Raw genomic sequence first — 17,717 nt, forward strand, 5'->3', positions numbered from 1 at the left:
GGCTTGGCCGACGCGTCTGCTTCGGTCAAGCCTGCCTCGATCACGCAGCAGGCCAGTTGGACCAGGCGGACCAGGCGCTGCGCGGCCTGACTTCCGAGCTGAGCCCCTGCTTCGCTGATCACGTTCGAACCGTTTCGCGGTTGACCCTGGCCAAGGACAGGCGGTTGCGGGGCTATCTGGGTGAACGCAGTTCGCCGAATATCGCGGCGCCCGCTCAGCTAATCGAAGTGAGGGCAGGGCCGGATTTCGGGCGTCCAGGGGCTCTTGCTGCCTTGCCGGTAATTGGCGTAGAAGCCTTTGGCCTGCGTGTACTGCCCGGAGGTGAACCACGTCGCATCGGGGTGGCGTGATTCGAGCTGGATCAGCGTGAGGCGACCGAACCCGCAGAACTGCCAGTCCTGCGGGTTCGAGATCTTGTAGAGGACGCCGAACCCGCACTCTTCGCAGATCCCGTAGGTCACCCTGCCCATCGAGGTGCCGCCGGCGGCAGCGATGGTGAAGGTGAAGGTCGATGTCGGCCGGGCGGCGATGCGGACGAGGCGGCTGGGTGTCGTCTCGGCGTCGGCTATCTCCCGCCGGCGCGCACGGTCGGCCAGCGCGTACAGCTCCCATGCCAGGCCGGTGTCGACGCCGATAATCGGCCCCCACCCGGGCAGGTCGAGGTCGTCGCAGCTCAGCAGATCGGCCAGGTGCTCCCCCCAGGATGCGGCGAACGCGGCCGGCCGGGCGCGGGCAGGGGCATGGTGAAGACGGGTTTTGCCGAAGCTGCCCCGCTGGGGGTGCGTGACGAGGACGGGGGCGCGTAGCAGGCGGGGCAGCAGTTCCAGTCCGCACTCCAGGGTCGAGACCACGTCATCGGGGTCCAGGTGGCTGCCGAGTTCGCGCATGTAGTCCGGCAGCATCTCAAACGATCCGCTGAGAGCCGCCGCCGCCGAAACCGCCCGGCCGGTCCGAGATGAGCGTGGGCAACGAACAGGGCGGAACGCAAGAGCGCCGGGAGCCCCGTTCGGCCCTGGACCGTGAGCAGATCCAGCGATTGCTGCGCGACCCTAGACTTGGCGGTCAGCCCGCCTTGATCGACACCTGCCCGAGAAGTAGGTGCCTCTTGCCTTGCGCGGCTCCGGCGAGGTCGTCAGCCCCCATCACGCCAGTGACCCACGGAGGGTGTGTTCTCCCACGGGGCCGCCCTATCAGGGTCCAACGGCGGCGTTGTCTGCCTCGCCCTGGCACGACTGAACCGTGGTTGGGATAGCGACCGAATCGGCCGACGCGCTCAGCCGCGTCAGACCGCCCTTGAGGGCACCACCATCAGGGATGGCTTCCTACCCCGAAACACGGTCTACAGGCGCCCGTAGGTGTCGGTGTTCTTGTGGGTGATCTGTGTCGCGGCTGGTGCAGGCCAGACCTGGATTAGGTAGTGCTCGACAGGGGTGAATGCGACGCTGTCGACTGCGTTGTCTCGGCCTCGTGCATGGACGCGAGCACGATAGGTGCCCGTGCCGCCAGGCGTCAGAACTGGAAAAGCGGGTGCATCGTCCATCACTGCGGTGACGACGATCCGGCCTCGTGGGGCTTCCAGCGTGACCTCCACGACCGTTTCCCATTCGGCGAGGTCTAGCGGAGGGGCCTTCGAGCAGGTCTCGACTGTGAGGTCGACGTAGCCTTGCGCGATGCCTGTCCGGATCGCCGCACATCCAGGCTCTACTGCTACGAGGGGGTTGTGATATTCGAACCGGCCGGGACGTATCCCGTCTTCCGCCAGGAAGAACATGTGGTAGTCCACAATCATGTTCTCCCTGGCGGATGCCAACTGTTCACCCATGGGCGTCATGGTAGCCCAGGCACGAACAACTACGGAGTGATCCATACGTAGAACCTGTCCCGGTCAAGGACGCGTTCTGGCACATAGAGCACGCTGTTCAGGTCGCTGCCGCCATTTTGGTTCTGCCCGGAATCTATCATGCAGACGCTGTAGCCGACGTCTCCGGTCTGGCGGGGTTCGGTGATCTGACAGCCGTCGAAGGTGCGTGCGGGCCATGGCCTGGCGGGAGGCGTAGCGGGGTCGTCCGGGGTATAGGAACCTGCTGTATAGGCTCCTTGGACCGTTGAGCGGAAAGGATACTCGTCGCAATCGTGGCCGTCTGGGCGCGGGTAGCCGCCGCTGCTCGCCGCAGGACATGCCCGGTCGCCGTTCTTTTGCCTCAGAGTCGCGTCGGTGATCCGATTGAGCGGCGTGCCTCCCGGGGCGCCAGGCAGACCGGATTCCTGAGCTCGCTTTATGTGGCTGGCGAGCTGGGGATAGGGGCCAGTAAGACTGTAATCCATAGCGGGTATGTATTGCGGGAAGACGCATCCCACGGTGGAGACCCCGGGCAGGGCGTTGTCGCATCGAACCTGAGGCCCGTACGTCTTTTCCGTGGGGGTGTTCGTGAAACCACTCTTGCCCATCGAATAGTCTGCCCGGACGGTGATGTCACCTATTTCGCCAGAGTTCTTTACTGTAGTACCAAAGTATCTTTCGCCTTCGGCTACAGTGTTGGTGGTGAGGTTTTGCTTCGGGTAGGTGACCGGGCCGTACTCGCACCATCCCACGCAACTGAACCCGCCGGATACGGTCATTCCGGTAGCCGCCGACCTTTCTAGCTTGAAGGGGCCTATCGATTGTTGGTACTGATAAGTGGCCGTGTTCGGGTTGATGAGCATGAGATCGGCCTGGATGTACCAGATCTGCCCCACCTCGGTGAGGATTCCGGTGGTCGGGTCGAAATGATACAAGGACCGTGTCTCATTTGGCATGTACCGGCATGCCAGTCGCCGGTGTACGAATCTCCATGCCCCAGCGGTGTCGGTTAGACATTCTGCAGGGAAAGGAATTGACGCTTTGATGCGAGAGGCGGCCTTCTTTGCGGCGCTCTCGGCAGACTTCGGTGTTCGCCTGGTCTGATGGCATATGACACCTCTGGTGTCACCTCTCGCCGCCCGTTCCTTAAGTATCTTCTTCACCGACCCGCAATTGTTCCGGGTTCCCTGCGGCGCCGTTTCCGTTTCCTGATGTGCTCTCGGCGCTGAACCCGAGGGCGGGGACGGCGAGAAGTTGTGTGCGCTGGCGTGCGCGGGCGACGCCACCGCGAGCACGCCCAGCAACAGCAGAAGGGCGAGCGCGAGATTACCTCTTGCCATGCGATGAAAACCTTTCGACGACGATGCAGCCCTTAGAGCATTCAGTTGCGATGATGGTTATGTGCCAATGGGTAACAGTGCAGGATTGGCTCATGCAAGTTTGCGGGGATGTCCGCATGTGGTCAGGCAGTGCAGAACGACCCGGCTGCGTCAAGATCATCATGGTCAGGCGACTTGAAGCAACAATGCGTGATCAACAAGTCACCCTTGACTGCCTTGCGTTCACGAGCCAGCGCCCTAACAGTGATGGAGACGCCACCCGCATCCGCCCGATGGGAAATGAGAGACGTTGCTCCGAAAAGCTCTTGCCATCATGTCAGCCGGCGCAGTCTTTGGATGGGTCCTCGCGGCGCCGCCCGCGGCAGCTGGAACTCACCATCCTGCAGTGGTGACGGAAAACCCCGTGGACACGACCCCGCACGTCCTTGACGGCGCCGTGACCGCGATCGCCGTGGCGGGGAACACTGTGATCGTGGGCGGCGAATTCACTCAGGTCCGAAACGCCGCTACCGGAAGTCCGACGCTGGCACGCTCCAACCTTTTCTCCTATGACAAAGCCACAGGGCTCATCGACGAACACTTCGCACCACAGCTCGATGGCGTCGTGTCAGCGCTGGAGGCCGGACCAGATAACACCGTCTACGTCGGCGGACTTTTCGGTACCGTCAACGGGCAGACGGCGAAACGCCTGGCACGGCTGAAGGTGACCGACGGAACTTTCCACCCGAACTTCACGCGGGCGCGAATCAACTTCGGATCGGTGAATTCGATCGCACGCCAGGGAAGTCATCTCTACATCGGCGGGCGCTTCGACACCGTCACCGATTCCGTATCCGGCGTCCAGCGCCACATCCTTGCCAGGCTCAACTCCGATACCGGAGCGGTCGACCCGGCATTTGACATCACCGTCTCCGACCCTCGAAGCGGGGATCTTCTGGTCAAAAACTTGGCGGTCAACCCGGCCGGGACCAAACTCGTCATCGACGGAACCTTCACCAAGGTCGACGGCCAACAGCGATACCAGATCGCGATGATCGATCTCGGAGCGACCGTCGCGCTATCAGGGTGGGAGACACACAAGTACGGCAACACCTGCCTTCCTGAATATGACACCTACCTGCGGGACATCGACTTCTCTTCAGACGGCTCCTACTTCGTCGTCGTGACCGCAGGAGGCGCCGGGTTCGGCGACACCGGGCTGTGTACCAGCACAGCTCGCTGGGAAACCAACCGCACCGGACTCCACCAGGAGCCGACCTGGGTCAACTACACCGGTGGAGATTCCCTGCTCTCGGTGGTCGTTACTGACGCCGCGGTCTACGTCGGTGGCCACCAACGATGGATGGACAACCCCCTCGGCTACAACAGCCCAGGACCCGGCTCCGTCGCACGCGAAGGCATCGCCGCGATCAATCCGACCACCGGTAAATCCGCCGACCTTCCATGGAACCCCACCCGGACCCTCGGACAAGGCGCCGAAGCTCTCGTCGCCACCTCTGACGGTCTGCTCGTCGGCAGCGACACAGACCAACTCGGCCACGAGTACCACGGCCGCATCGGCGAATTCCCCCTGCCGAGCATCCCATAATTGTCAGCCCCCTCCCCGATCCCCCGCCGCAACGCCCGGTGAGGCTCCAGCGGGCGTGTCAACTTAGCGGCTGATCTTGGTGGGTTAAGTGGTCAGTGGATGGTCGGGGTGAGTCGGCCCTCGAAGGCGAACTGGAAGGCGTTCAGGGGCGCCTTCCAGCGCATGGTCCAGCGTTCGCGGCCCTTGCCGGCGGGCCAGACTCATCAGCGCCATGTAGACGCACTTGAGGGCTGCGGCCTTGTTGGGGAAGTGCCCGTCGGCGCGGACGGCCTTGCGGATGCGGGCGTTAACACTCTCGATCGCGTTGGTGGAGCAGATCACCTTGCGGATCTCCACATCGAAGGCTCCCCCGCGGGGACTGGCCGTCGGGCGACCGTTTCCCCGCCTGCGGCTGCTGAAGGGAACTGACCGACGCGCGGGATTGGAAAGGGCTGCGTGGATGGATCGGCCCCACCCAGTGGGGTCCAGGGCCTGCGCTGATGCTCATCGAACTCCGGCAGCACCGACGGCCTAGTGCGGCTGCGTGGCGTCGCTCTGTGTCTCGCTCTGCCCGGTGCCGTCTGGCTGCGGCTCGTCCAGTGGTTGCGGAGCCTCCTCCTGCGGCTCGTCGGGCGATTGGGCGAGTTGTAGGACGGGGTAGCTGATGTGGACCGCACCGATCATGGACCCCTTGATCAGGTCACGGAGGGCCAGGGAGCCGGTGGGTTCCGCGGAGCCCGTTCCGCTCCATGTGATGGGGGCTTGCAAGGCGATGTCCCTTCGGACCGGGTCGTCCTCGATCGTGACCGACCATAGGTAGCCCTCGACCCGTCGGCCGTCGGGGAGTTCGATTCTGAGGCGCGGGCGCCGGCTGCTCCGCGACCGGGTCGTGACGGCTTGGACGAACTTCGTCCCCGGGCTGACCCGGCCGCCGCGGACCCGGTCGTGGCTCAGGCGGCTCAGCGCGGTGCCCGTTGCGAAGCAGGTGAGGACGCTGAGCAGGAGCGCGAGCGACGAGGAGAAGATCACGTTCCATGCGTGGTCCCGCAGTGTCCGCGATCCCGACAGGCCGCCGTCAGCTTCTCCCGCGGCACCACTCGTTCGATCTCGTTCCACACCTCCGCCAACGGCACCAGCCGGTCCTCGTCGACGTGGTCGGCACCGGCGGCGACCAAGCCCAAACCGTCAGCATCTCCACCATGGCCGCAATCGTGGTGGCTGCTGCCGGAATCCCGGTGGTCAAGCACGGAGGCCGGTCGATCAGTTCCTCCTCCGGTTCGGCGGACGTGCTGGAAGCACTCGGCGTCTCCCTCGCGCTGTCGCCCGCGGCGGCGGCGCACTGCCTGACCGAGGCAGGGATCTGCTTGCTGTTCGCGGCGTCGCAGCCGAGCGGTAGCGGGACCGCCGCGGACAAGATCTCCTCGATCAAGCCGGCCATTTCCTGCATAATCTCGCCTTTGGCGCGCAGCGCCACCAAGAACCCGGCGAGAACGACGGGCTCGAAATCGTCAGCCGTGACCTGACGCATCGCTCTAGCAGGGTCGGCGGCCGTCAGGTCCTGTCCCGCCACGAGCCGGTTCAGCAGCACAGGCCAAGTGGGTGCGCTCAGCTGGTCACCTCGGCGGGGCTGGCGGCGGGACCGGCACAGCAACTGGAGCGGGCAGCCGCCCAGCTGCAAAACCGGCGCCACGCCGGTACCGTCTTGACCTTCAGCACCGCAGCCCCGAGCGCCACTGAGCTGGCAAGAGCATTGGGGGCCTACGCCAGTGCGCTGGCCGAACTGCTGCCCACGGTGTGGCGCAGCGGCTCAAAATAGCACCTGCAGACCCCACCGCCGGGCAGCAGGAGCAGGCGGCCCGCTTTCTATCCGTGCTGACCATCGAGCACAGCCGACCGTCGCGGACAGTGATCCGGCATGCGTCCCCGAGGCTGTTCGTCCGGCCGGTCCTGCAACGGCTGGGCGCTCCGGTCATAGCGGCCGAGGCGGTGAGGCGGCCTCCAATCAGCTCACGTCCCACGACGGCACGCGCGGGGCGGCGCCGTCGGCTGTGCCCTCCTCACACAGCCGAACCATCTGCTCGACGACCTCGACCGTATCCGACAGCGGGTAACGGACGAGGCCGCGCCCCGGCAGCTCGCAGAGCAGTGCCCGGTCCTTCACCCACACCCACAGCCCGACGCCGAAGTGCACCACTGTCGCCTCGCCGAGCGAGACAAGGGACCGCAGCCCGCGCGCCTCGGCGAGCTCGCGGAGCCGTTCGGGCAGCGGGCCCGGCACCGGCGGGGCGGCTGCGGACAATTCCGGCAGCGGGACCGTAAAGTAGACGGCCTTGCCCGGCACGGGGTCCGGGCCGAGCCGGCGCCGGGTGGGATGAATGCCCCAGCATCCGCCGGCCTCCCCGGTCAGCGCGTTCACCAGCATCAGGCCGCGGCCACCGTAGGCGTCGGAAGCGGGCTCACCGGTGATCAGCGCGGTCGGCGTGGCGATGCCTGCCGGGTCGGCGGCGCCACTCCCCCGCCAGGGCGCGGCGTCGAACACCTTGAGGTTGAGACGAGGGGAGGGGTGATGGCTAAGGTACGCCCACACCTCAGCGCTCTCCGGGTCGCCGTGCACGACGGCGTTGGTGGCGAGCTCGGAGATGATCGTCTGCGCGTCGTCCACGGTTTCCGGGGGCAGATTCAGCTCGCCGAACACCGACCGGACGACGGCACGCGCGACCGCCGCCGCTCTCGGGCCGGGCGGTAGAGGCCATGCCGAAAACGCACCCTCGGCCAGTTTTGACCCCGCTGTTCTCGCCATCTGTGGCTTTTCCAGCATAAACGTCGCTTTCCATGAAAGACGTCGATGGCGCGCGGACCCATCTAGAGAAAAGGGTGACTCGCGCTGAACGCCGACGAGACGGCATCTCGACCGCACGACCATAGTTTGAAGTTCAAGGGAAGGGAGGGGTCGGCGCTGTGAGCACCCAACCGGGGAGCACTAGGTATCTTACGGTCGCTATGCGTCACCGGTCATCGGCTGAAGCATAACTTAAAGTTATGCACCTTGACCTGGTCACCCTTTCGTGGTGAGCGCGTTGAGTGAGACTAGGAGCACGCGGACGGCGGCTTGATTGGGAACGTCTTAGATATGCCCGTCGGAAAGCAGGTGTAGGGTGGACGAGGCACCGCACACGATCTCCATGTCCCAGCAGCTTGAGGGCAGTAGACATGGCGCTAGCTTTCACTCCGTTGGCGAAGGCAATCCACTGGAGCGGTGTATGAGTCGGCCTCCGCGTGATCCTATTCTTGCAGCTTAAGCGGTGAGTTCTCGGTTGTCGATCTCAGGTTCGGATGCCGGGCCGTCGATGACGCGCAGGCGGGCTTTGGCGAGGAACTCCAGGCCCATGTAGCGGCGGGCCTTGGTCCACTCGTCGGTCTGCTCCATCAGAACCGCGCCGACCAGGCGGACGATCGCGGCGTGGTCGGGGAAGATCCCGACCACGCCGGTGCGCCGACGAATCTCCTTGTTGAGGCGTTCCTGGGGCTTGTTCGACCAGATCTGCCGACGGGCGCTGCTGACACCCAGAACCCGACTCTGGCGCTCAGAGCACAATGCTCCGTACCGCCGGATTCGGCCCCCTGTTCCTCTACCGGCGGCCTCGAAGACTCCAAGCCGAGTCCTCCGCCTGCATCCTCGCCACCGCCAAAATCCGTTCCGATCTCACTCTCAGGCCGAAATGTCGCCGACAGTCGGCCTTGCGAGTCGGTACAACCTGGTTTCATGACCACCACCTCGGAGATCAGGCGGCTGCTAGATCGTTGATGGGAAATTGCTGAACTGGGTGCGGACACGGGGAAGGGCGCCCATGGTCGGTGTGTGACGACTGACTTGGACGCCCTTCTGACCGCACTCTATGTTCATCTGGACGATCACGTCCTGCCTTCGCGGCGACAGCGGCGGCGGGGCCGTGCCCGGCTGCTGAGCGATGCCGAGCTGGTCTGCGTCGCCGTCGCCCAGGTCCTGCTGGAATGCGATGCCGAGCACCGGTGGCTGCGCCTGGCCCCGGCCCGGATCGGGCACCTGTTCCCGCGCCTTCCCTGCCAGCCCGAGTACAACCGGCATCTGCGCGGCGCCGCCCCGCTGCTGCTGGCCGCGGCGGCATGGCTGGTCCGCCAGACGCCCTCCCGGCAGGAGCGGCTGCGGCTGATGGACGGCACCCCGGTGCGCTGCGGCGCCTCGCGCACCACCGTGCACCGCTCGGCCTTGGGCGAGATCGCCGGCTACGGCATGGACAAGTCCCACCACGCCTTCTACTGGGGCGCCAAGCTGATGCTGATCACCACCGCCGAGGGCGCGGTGTGCTCCTTCAGCCTGGCCCACCCCAAGGAAATTGGCGGCGTCGGCGTCCCCGAGCAGGTACCCGACCTCGGCGACCCCGTACATCGCGAAAAGCCAGGTGTTCGACCGCGGCGTCCCCTCCTGGAGGCGGGCGCGCAACCGGGCCAGCGTCCCTCGGCCAGACGCCAGTCGCCCGCACCGGCGGCGGCGATCGCCAGGCCCGCGTAGCAGGCGTTGTCCATCGGGCTGATCAGCGGATACCCGACCAGCTCCGTCAGTGCCGACAGGCACTCGGCGACACGTCCCTGGTACCACCTGATCGTGCCCAGCTGCGCGGCGTACCAGCCGGTCGCGGCGGCGTCGCCGGCGTGCTCGCCGCGCCGCGCGCACTCGGCGGCGAGTTTCTCGGCCTCCTCGAACCGGCCGTGCCGGATGGCCAGCATCACCTCCAGCGACCCGAGGACGAACCCGGCCGCCAGATGGTCCCGCCCGGCCAGCAGGCCGCGCAGCTCCCGGAGGCTGCGCTCGGCGTGCGGGTCCCCGACGAGGAACAGATCGACGGCGTGCCACAGCAGGCCCATCAGCAGGTCGCCGCGGCGGCCCGTCCGGGACGCCTCGCCGATCAGCTCCGTGGCCAGTTCGAGGCGCAGCGCGCCGTGCCCGGGGCCGAGGACGCAGTGGTGGGCGAGGCTGAGGGCGTCGGCCCGCGCCATCGGGTCACCGGTCCGCCTCGCCTCGGCGAGCAGGTCCAGGACCGCCGCGTGGCCGCCCGCGGACCCGGACCGCGCCAGGCACCGGCGCAGTCTGGGCCCGGGTGCGCTCCCAGGCCGCCAACCACCGTTCATGCTGGTCACCGGGCACCTCGCACGCCACCAGAAAGGTCTCCGAGATCTCGCGCTCACAGCGGCCCTTGGTGACCAAGTCACCCACGGTGCTGCTCGGCAACCTGGCCATACCGCCGCCCACGCCTGGTAGTGCCCGGGCCGCCTTGTCCAACTCGGCGTAGGTGCGACCACCACGCAGTACGTTCAACGCCGCCGCCAGCTCCGCCGCGGTCTGCACCCGCGCCGGGTCCGCGAACGCCGCGCCATCGCCGCTCGCGCCCGACACCCCGCCTCCTCCTGGACCACGCCTCCGGGACACCTTTCCGGAGTCCGCCGGACCCCTGGCCCGGTACGGCAGATCCTCGGTCCAGCCTGCCCCCTTTGTCCGAGCCCCGTGTGGTGTTCCTCCGGGTCGCTCCGAGGTTCCGGCCGGATCCGGCCGCCACCGGCAACCTCGAACCATCACATTCGATCGCGGGCCCGGCCGGCCACCCGCTCCCCCGCACCGGGAGCACCAGATGCGCAACCGCCTCCAGCACTACCGCACCACCCTCACGCGGCTCGCCCGCGAGGTGGTGCCCGGCGCCGTCATCAGCCGTGCCACCGCCGGCACCACCGGCTGGCTGCTCACCCTCCGCTCCACCACCTGTAAGCACCCCCGTGACCGGTGTCGGTGCGCCCCGTCGGACGCACCGACACCGGTCACGTCACCTACAGCCGTCATCACCGACGCCGACGCCACGCTCCCGCCGCCGCACCCGCGCAGACACGTCCCCCGAACTCGCACACAACCCTCTGGGCAAGGGCGCGAGCCGGGGCTTTCACAGTTGCCGTATGCCGCGCCTTCGCCTTGAGGCCTTCGATGACGATCCTGACGACGGCCCCGCCCTGCTCCTGCCCGACCACCTGGTGGCGGAGCTGCACCGGCTCGCCGGTACCGTCGCGGGCCCCGCCGGCGGGGTGGACATCGAGCTGGGCATCCAACCCGTCATGGTCTTCCAGGCCGCGAGCGAAGCGGGCGTCCGGGCCGCCGTGGGCGCGTGGTGCCGAGACCACCTCGGCAAGGTGTCCACCATGATCGGCTCATGGATGAGGTTTGTCGAGGAGGACGACAGCCACCAGCTCGGTCTCGTGCTAGAGGCGGACGGCCCTGGCGAGACGCTACAGCCCGTCCCGCCCAGCGCCCGGCAAAGGTCGCGGGCTTCGCCGCTGCACGCAGCGGTTTTAGTTCCCTGGCTGCTCCGTTGGGATGAGGAGGGAGGCTATGCCCTGCTCGAGTCGACGCATCGTCACCGACTGTCCGACGAACCCTCGGACGGCCGTCAGGAATTGCTGTAATCCGCCCGGGTAGTCCAGGCAGGTCTGCATGATGGCGAACAAGTCCGCCCTGGGCTCAGGTGAGCGTGGGATGACTTTTGCGATGTTCTGCGGCAACGCACCGACCACTTGCTGGCGCCCGGCCGCCGTGCGTAGTAGCGGTATGTCCAGCAGGTCGTCCACGAGCCTGAACAGCTGGAAGAGTGCGGCTTGGTCTTCCTGCTCGGCGGGCAGGTCTTGATACCTGCCCGAGCTTTTTTCGGCACCGCCTGCCGCTGCTTCCCGAGGCCGTCCGCGGAGCAATGGCAGGTAGACCCACGCCTCGGTGTCGGTCTCCTTGACGCGTACGTCGATCGTGCTGAAATCCGCAGGATCCAGCGCGCCCAGCCCCTTGCTCACGATGTCGGTGTACACGCGTTCCGAAACGATCAGCGCCAGCACGTTGTCCGAGGTGGCAAGTGCTCGTTTGAACTGGGGGGCGTCGAGTAGGCGGAAGGCGTGGGTGAGGCTGGTGCCGACAAGGCCGAGGTCGTCATGGTGGATCTCTCCGACGTGGATCGCCATGCGCACCTTGAGTTGCGCCTCAGCTGAAGCCGTCCGGTTGTGGAGCCGCAAGATCGCTTCCATACGGGATGGCAGTGACTCCAGCATCGGTTCGACTAGGAAGCGGGGCGGGATGATGACCAGCAGCCCGTCGCCGCGGTCTTCGAAGTAGGTCTCCCCGAACGGGATGTTGGAGGCATGGAACGCATCGATCAACGATTCGTACAGCGTGTTACGGACATGCCGACGGTCGAAGTCGCTGCGTCGGTCTCCGAATCCGGCAATGTCGACGGTCACGACCGTGCACCGGCCCGAGGGCTTCCATCGCTGCGGCGTGGTCACTGTGTTGGCCCTCCTTCGGCCCAGCGGGCCAGCCGTGACACGGCGTGCGGATCCCCTGCAATCGCGGGTGGCTGCAGTAGAGCGACCGCCTCCGCTCGTCGTCCGTTCTCGAAGAAATGGTCGGCCAGCCGGTAGCACGCGGGCCTGTCGCCACGCTCGGCCCGGTCGAGCAACTCGGCCTCCGCTCCGTTCGCCAGCAGCAGATCCGCCAGCCGGTACGCGGCCGCACGGTCGCCCGCGTCGGCACGCTCGTGTAGTTCGGTGAAGCGCCCGGTCTCGGCGAGCAGACGGGCCAACCGCACCGCTGACGCCCAGTCCCCGTTGTCGGCCAGCGCACGAAGTGCCGCCTCGTCGCCGTGGTCGGCCAGATACTGTGCCAGCTGGGAGGCCGCCAACCGGTGCCCGAAATCGGCGTAGCGCCTCAGTATGGGCACTGCCTCCTCGCCACGCCCGGCGGCCAGGAGGATCTCGACCAGTTGGCTGGCCGCAGGCCAGTCCCCATCGTCGGCGTAGGGCCGTAGAACTGCGATGGCCTTTTCCACGTGCCCGCTCAGCGCGTACTCCTCAGCGGTCCGATAGGCGGAGTCCGCATCGCCCGCCCCGGGGTCGGTCAGCAGGGCGGTCAGAAGCGCCGCCGCCTCGGCGTCGTCGGCGTCCGACCACGGCCCCAGCACGTCGATCGCCTCCTCGCGCCGCCCCTCGTCGACCAGCACTCGCGCCAGTCGGCAGGCTGCGTCCGGCCGGTGCCGGGCCGCGCGCTTGTAGAACTGGCTGGCATGGTGATGCAACTGTCGTGCCTCGGCGCTGGAGGCCAGACGGATGTAATCGCCCGGATCGGTGATGTGGGCCAGGCACGCCTCCCACAGCTCGTCGGGTATGCGCTCCTCGGCACGTTCGGTGGCAGCCTGTTGGAGGAGGTAGTCGGCCACCCGGTACCCCGCTGCTGCGCCCATGCCGCCGTCGGCCTTTGGAACCGGCATCAGCGCGGACACCACGCCATGCAGCGCGGCCGTGCCGTAGGTCAGCGCCTCCTCGAACCAGCCGGGTCCGGCTTCGGCGCGTTCGCGTCCGCTGCAGTACGCCGGTGCCGCGGCGCGCAATAGCGTCTCCGGCAACGGTGACTGCACACCCAGCCGGGCCGCGTCGATCGCTGCCTCCAGGACCGCCCGGCAGTGGCCCTCGGCGTCACGCCAACGCTCGATCAGGTGCGGCGCTCCGGCCATCACTTGGGTGAAGCCGAAGTCGCGGATCGTCAACGCGGCCTCGATCCGGGGATCGGTGCCGGCCGCCTCGCGCGCCCGGGCCAGCTCGTGATGCGAGAGCCGGTCCGGCACGCGCACCACGTACGCCAGGCCGAGCAGGTCGCGCTCGACGTAGTGTGCGCTCGCCGGGTCGGTGTAGCGCGAGTAGTGCCGGGGCCACAGCGTGCCAAGCAGGACCACGTGCTGGTTGTCCAGGAGCCGCCGGACCGAGCCGCCGGTGAGGCCCGTCGCACCGCCGAGGAAGTGCTGGAGATCGTCCAGCCACACGACGACACGCCGCAGACTCATCTCGGCGAACAGGTCGATCTGCTCGGCCCGGTCCGGATGCAGCAGCCACCAGTCGGGCATCACCGAGAGCATCGCCTGGTACATGGTGTAGGTCTTGCCCGCCGACGACCCGCCGACCGCGACGACGAAGCCAGACGTCTCCGCCTCGATGGCCAGGCGGGCGCGTAGACCGCCCGGTGCCTCGTCGAGGTCGCGCGGCACGTATGCAGGGACCTCACCGGCCGCCCCTGCCACCTGGATGGCACGGTGCACGCCGAGCCGGCGCGCGTTGGCCTCCGCGACCCGCTGCGCCCCTGGCGGCCGGGGCCTGGCCAGTCCGCGAGAGCGTTCCCAAGCCCTGACCCATGTAGCGACCTGCCCATCGGGCACCCCGCACACGACCAGGAACGTCTTGAGTGTCGCCAGGCTGCACGTGCCCCGAGTGCACAGATCCGATGACTTCGCCTTCGAAAGGGACTGGGCACGGTTTGTGGCACGCTGCTGGACGTCCCGATGGCTGAGTCCGGCCCGTTCGCGCAGAGAGTTCAGCGCATCGGCCAGTCCGGCAGGTGTCTCCACCTCGTTTAGGCTCCGCGACCAAGCCACGCCGTCCTCCGCCGAACCCGCCGTGTGTCCACCCCGCCGTCCACTGCCCTCAAGCATGCCCCTTACTCGCACGGTGGGCAGCCTGATCGTCCGGCTTCGTCCAACCAGGTTCCTGGACACCCACCCCCTGAGGTCTCCTCCTGCCATTGGCGACCATCCCAGGAGGAACGACAATGCGGCAGTCCAGACACCTGACCAGAAGCGAGTGGTTGCTCCTGGCGGGTGCCGCCATTCAAGGCATCATCGGCGGCCTCACCGTCGCGCTCGTCTCAGCACTGACCGGCCTCCTGTGAGGACCGGCCTCCAAAAGGAGCGTCGGTGCCTGACGAGGACTCATTTCGAAGGCCGTGAAGCACGGGAAGACCTGGCACTCTGACCAGAGCGGGCGCGGGACCGCCGCTGTGGTGCCGGCCGAGGAGCAGAGGTGAGGTCCGATCCGGTCGGATAGCCCGCGGACGAGCGCGACGCGGCCGGGCGTCCGAGACTGCGCAGGACGAATACCGTCTTCACGATTGCCCTGCGGTGCCGGCCATCTACTAGCTGTACTTGGCCATGACCTTGGTGATACTTGACCGGCAGGTGTTCTTTCAGCAAGAAGACCTCCGGGCGTAGTGGAGTTTGCACGCTTCACCCACACCCGGAGGTCTGTGTGAGTCACGCTAACGCTCGTCTGACGTTCCATGGCACATATCTGCTGGTTCGCCGTGTCGTGCAGGACGGCCGCCCGGCCGCCCGGTCGCGCACGTCGCGGCCGAGCTGGGTGTCTCGCGGCAGTGCGCGCACCGGTGGGTGGGCTGATACCGGCGCCAGGGCCGGGACGGACTGGCCGAACGGCGCAGCGGCCCCCACTAATCCCCTCACGCACCTCGGCCGGGACCGAGGAGAAGGTGCTGGCTGCCCGCCGCGAGATGCGCGCCGGACCCAACCGCATCGCCGCGGCCACCGGAGTGCTGGCCCGCACGCTACCGACGAAACTCTCTGACCAGCGGCAAGGTGAGGTCCCGCTCCGCCGGATTCCATGCTTGGTAAGATCATCTTTCACCTCTCTCGGTTCTGGTGAGAGGCACACGCGGGCTGACTCGAATCTTGCGGGCCTTGCCGGGTCTGCAGCCCTGCTGGCCCAGGCAGTACAGCCGTCCCCGGGGTCATCCACGGCTCCGCCCCTGAACCGCTCCCGCCTGTCGCCGTCCCTTACCGCGTGACCGAGCCAATTCCTGCATCGCCCGTCGGAAGGTCCCGCGCCTCAGCCCATCCAGCCGGTTCTGCCGCTGCGCGACCTGATAGGGATATCCGAACCGCCACCACTCGGCCCCCAGGCATCCAACTCCTGGTCATTGACACCGCAGGCGCGCACGAGCGCCAGCACGACATCCCGGCGCGCTGTCCGCTCCCCCCATGCTGACAGTGGACGGCTTCAGACGCCGGCTCTCGTCCTGGCGCACCACCGCACGCTGCGACAGGCTACGGCTAGCCAGCAGATCGCGCCGCGCCTGCAGCACCGAGGGGTAGCTGTCCTGCTCGCTCGGACGGCCTGGCTGCTGGCAGTTCTGCCTCGACCTCATATCCCCATCGTGTCAGGCCACTGGCAAACCACCAGCGTGTTTCGCAGGTCGGCCCGGTCGCCGGGCGTGGGCGACCGAATCCGCCCGGCTGCCCTCCTCTAGGTAGAACCGCAGGCCCTGCAAGCCGCGCACGGGCAGCTAGTAGGGCCTCGCCACCTTGGACTTGGTGCACTGGGCAGCGAGATCGCATCGGTACAGGTCGCGACCGTCGGCTTCGGGAAGCTCCAGCGTCAGGAGACTCGACAGCTCCCCACATCGCAGCCCGGTCAGCCACAATCCGTGCGACCGCCACGTCACTCACCTCGGTTCTGCCTAAGCATGACGCGGCAGGGAGCCAACCGACGCCGCATAGTGGCGCTCGGTGCACGTGCGGCACTCGCTGTTCATCCCGAAGTCGCCGCCGGCCTGCGCCCCTTCTACGACCCCGACTAGGACGACGGCGACCGTTCGTGACGGGACATGCTGTCAGGGCGATGTTGCCTCTCCGATCAGGTCGACGACCTGGGCCAGACTCAGCCCCCGGGAGGCGGCCCACTGCTGGAGTTCCCGACGCCACTTGTCCCGTTGTGACCCATGATGATCACGGGCTTCGCCGAGCCGGTGCAGCCATCGCTCGGCGTGTTTAATGCCGTTGTATAGCTGCCTGTCGGCCTGGTCGCGCTGTCGGACTCCCATGACCTGGTTCATCTGGTTCTGCACAGCGGGATAGGTGAGGTCGTCGGCTTGAACGATCCGTGCGACCAGGCGGTTGAGCTCACGCCGCAGCTCCCACGGAGATCCCCATCCCGCATGGACGGATCGATGAGCGCTTCTGCTTCGGCCATACCCACAGCGCATGCCAAACACCAACCCCATAAGGGCGCCGGCCGCCGCCGATAAAGGGAGCGCCCACTGGGCCCCGGCACGCACACCCGCCGGACGCGCTGGCGGGACCTGCGCCGCCTGCTGCACCGCCCGCCACCGAGCGCAGGCCCCGCGGCCGCGGCACGGCGAAACGGTCGGGGCATGGAGTACTGCAGGCCCGTGCCGACCGGCAGTCTGGACGCTACGGCTGAAAAACGCGCGCCCGGGCTCGATCAACACGTCAGGAGCCCGGTGACAGCAGGTTCCCTCGCAGTCTTGTCCGCCCGCACGACTGCGCTGACCACGCCGCCCCGGGGAAGACAAGGTAGTGTCCGAGCCATTCAGGTTGTTGATGCCTCGTTACGGTTGATGCGTTCGGCGATCAGCAGGTTTGGTACCCAGCACAGGAACGGCACCACGTGGTAGGCGCGGGTGAAGGCGGTGTCCGCGGCGACTCCGATCTGAAGGGAGATCAGGATGATCAGCCAGACCCGGAGCATCACTGCGGCGTAGGTGAGGGCGAAGACCCTGATCGCCCAACGTCGATGGGCTGCGAAGTCCCGGCGGCGCGCGGCACGGATGGCTCCGACGGCGGAGCCGCCCCACAAGATGGCGAGACTCCCGAACCCGGCCGCTCCGATCGGACCCGCCAGGTTGAAAGGTGCGAGGACCAGGCCCGCGACGCTGCCCAGCATGATCGCGGCGAAGATGATCCGTCCGCAAGTTCGGTGCAGCAGGGGCGCTCGTTGTCGCAACCTGGCCGCGAACTGCATGGGCGACAGCAGCAACGCCGCCCCCCCGCACGTAATATGCAGATAGAACGCCGCCTGTACCCAGGTGGCGCGGTCAGCGTAATTGGCGGCCAGATCGTTGTCGGCGGCGAGGCTGGTCAGCGAGCCCCTCGCGTACGGTAGCGGCGCGAGCACCGCGATCGCCACCGCCGGCAGCGCGAATCCCCACCACCGGCGCACGGCACTTACCTCAGTCGTCGTCATGGCCCCCGAAGGTAGGCACCAGGCCGCAGGCACCGCCTCACTCATCTGAGGGATATGGCTGTTGCCCCACGTGAGGCAGGATGGGGCC

12 protein-coding genes and 5 pseudogenes are annotated in these 17,717 nt (G+C 67.2%); 3 read left to right on the forward strand and 14 right to left on the reverse strand.

Annotation, left to right across the window (positions count from 1 at the left end):
• Window positions 1–218 precede the first annotated feature (218 nt).
• From AB0H37_RS42835 to AB0H37_RS42845, 3 genes are all read right to left on the reverse strand, one after another.
• Window positions 219–902 (reverse strand): hypothetical protein, encoded by a 684-nt coding sequence (locus tag AB0H37_RS42835; RefSeq protein WP_360618403.1) that lies wholly within the window; start codon window positions 900–902, stop codon window positions 219–221.
• A gap of 437 nt (window positions 903–1,339) precedes the next feature.
• On the reverse strand, window positions 1,340–1,822 hold the full coding sequence (locus tag AB0H37_RS42840; RefSeq protein WP_360618405.1) for a hypothetical protein: 483 nt from the start codon (window positions 1,820–1,822) through the stop codon (window positions 1,340–1,342).
• A 29-nt stretch (window positions 1,823–1,851) separates the two neighbouring features.
• Window positions 1,852–2,775, reverse strand: coding sequence for a hypothetical protein (locus AB0H37_RS42845; RefSeq protein ID WP_360618407.1), 924 nt, complete (start codon window positions 2,773–2,775; stop codon window positions 1,852–1,854).
• Window positions 2,776–3,583: 808 nt separating this feature from the next.
• Here AB0H37_RS42845 and AB0H37_RS42850 point away from each other — a divergent pair.
• A complete protein-coding gene (locus tag AB0H37_RS42850) occupies window positions 3,584–4,768 on the forward strand; it encodes a delta-60 repeat domain-containing protein (protein WP_360618408.1) in 1,185 nt (394 codons plus the stop codon).
• Between the two features lie 92 nt (window positions 4,769–4,860).
• Here AB0H37_RS42850 and AB0H37_RS42855 read toward each other — a convergent pair.
• Together AB0H37_RS42855 and AB0H37_RS42860 are read right to left on the reverse strand one after the other, a co-directional pair.
• Window positions 4,861–5,110, reverse strand: a pseudogene (locus AB0H37_RS42855) (transposase); the annotation flags it as partial.
• A 168-nt stretch (window positions 5,111–5,278) separates the two neighbouring features.
• Window positions 5,279–5,776, reverse strand: coding sequence for a DUF6338 family protein (locus AB0H37_RS42860; RefSeq protein ID WP_360618409.1), 498 nt, complete (start codon window positions 5,774–5,776; stop codon window positions 5,279–5,281).
• Window positions 5,777–5,889: 113 nt separating this feature from the next.
• Between AB0H37_RS42860 and AB0H37_RS42865 the strand changes: the two are divergent.
• Window positions 5,890–6,210, forward strand: a pseudogene (locus AB0H37_RS42865) (anthranilate phosphoribosyltransferase); the annotation flags it as partial.
• Between the two features lie 2 nt (window positions 6,211–6,212).
• Here AB0H37_RS42865 and AB0H37_RS42870 read toward each other — a convergent pair.
• The 7 genes and pseudogenes from AB0H37_RS42870 to AB0H37_RS42900 form a co-directional block, all read right to left on the reverse strand.
• A pseudogene (locus AB0H37_RS42870) lies at window positions 6,213–6,275 on the reverse strand (hypothetical protein); the annotation flags it as partial.
• 474 nt (window positions 6,276–6,749) lie between these two features.
• Window positions 6,750–7,670: an ATP-binding protein gene (locus tag AB0H37_RS42875; protein ID WP_360618410.1), complete on the reverse strand. Its 921-nt coding sequence runs from the start codon at window positions 7,668–7,670 to the stop codon at window positions 6,750–6,752.
• A 372-nt stretch (window positions 7,671–8,042) separates the two neighbouring features.
• Window positions 8,043–8,291, reverse strand: a pseudogene (locus tag AB0H37_RS42880) (transposase); the annotation flags it as partial.
• Window positions 8,292–8,540: 249 nt separating this feature from the next.
• Window positions 8,541–8,852, reverse strand: a complete 312-nt coding sequence (locus AB0H37_RS42885) for a hypothetical protein (RefSeq protein WP_360618411.1) — start codon at window positions 8,850–8,852, stop codon at window positions 8,541–8,543.
• Window positions 8,853–9,040: 188 nt separating this feature from the next.
• Window positions 9,041–9,922 carry a hypothetical protein gene (locus tag AB0H37_RS42890; protein ID WP_360618412.1) on the reverse strand — a complete coding sequence of 294 codons (882 nt, stop codon included), beginning with the start codon at window positions 9,920–9,922 and terminating at the stop codon, window positions 9,041–9,043.
• A gap of 1,194 nt (window positions 9,923–11,116) precedes the next feature.
• The gene (locus tag AB0H37_RS42895; RefSeq protein WP_360618414.1) at window positions 11,117–12,094 is read right to left on the reverse strand and encodes a hypothetical protein; all 978 of its coding nucleotides are present in this window, start codon (window positions 12,092–12,094) and stop codon (window positions 11,117–11,119) included.
• Window positions 12,091–14,202, reverse strand: coding sequence for a hypothetical protein (locus tag AB0H37_RS42900; RefSeq protein ID WP_360618416.1), 2,112 nt, complete (start codon window positions 14,200–14,202; stop codon window positions 12,091–12,093). Before AB0H37_RS42900 ends, AB0H37_RS42895 begins: the two co-directional genes overlap by 4 nt.
• Before the next feature lie 676 nt (window positions 14,203–14,878).
• Here AB0H37_RS42900 and AB0H37_RS42905 point away from each other — a divergent pair.
• Window positions 14,879–15,194: pseudogene (locus AB0H37_RS42905) on the forward strand (leucine zipper domain-containing protein); the annotation flags it as partial.
• A 1,062-nt stretch (window positions 15,195–16,256) separates the two neighbouring features.
• Here the strand turns inward: AB0H37_RS42905 and AB0H37_RS42910 are convergent.
• Window positions 16,257–16,490 (reverse strand): hypothetical protein, encoded by a 234-nt coding sequence (locus AB0H37_RS42910; protein WP_360618417.1) that lies wholly within the window; start codon window positions 16,488–16,490, stop codon window positions 16,257–16,259.
• A 485-nt stretch (window positions 16,491–16,975) separates the two neighbouring features.
• Complete coding sequence (locus AB0H37_RS42915; RefSeq protein WP_360618418.1) at window positions 16,976–17,629, reverse strand: DUF2306 domain-containing protein; 654 nt, start codon at window positions 17,627–17,629, stop codon at window positions 16,976–16,978.
• Between the last annotated feature and the right edge of the window lie 88 nt (window positions 17,630–17,717).

The sequence above is a fragment of the Actinomadura sp. NPDC023710 genome (assembly GCF_040639875.1).
Taxonomy (GTDB): domain Bacteria; phylum Actinomycetota; class Actinomycetes; order Streptosporangiales; family Streptosporangiaceae; genus Spirillospora; species Spirillospora citrea.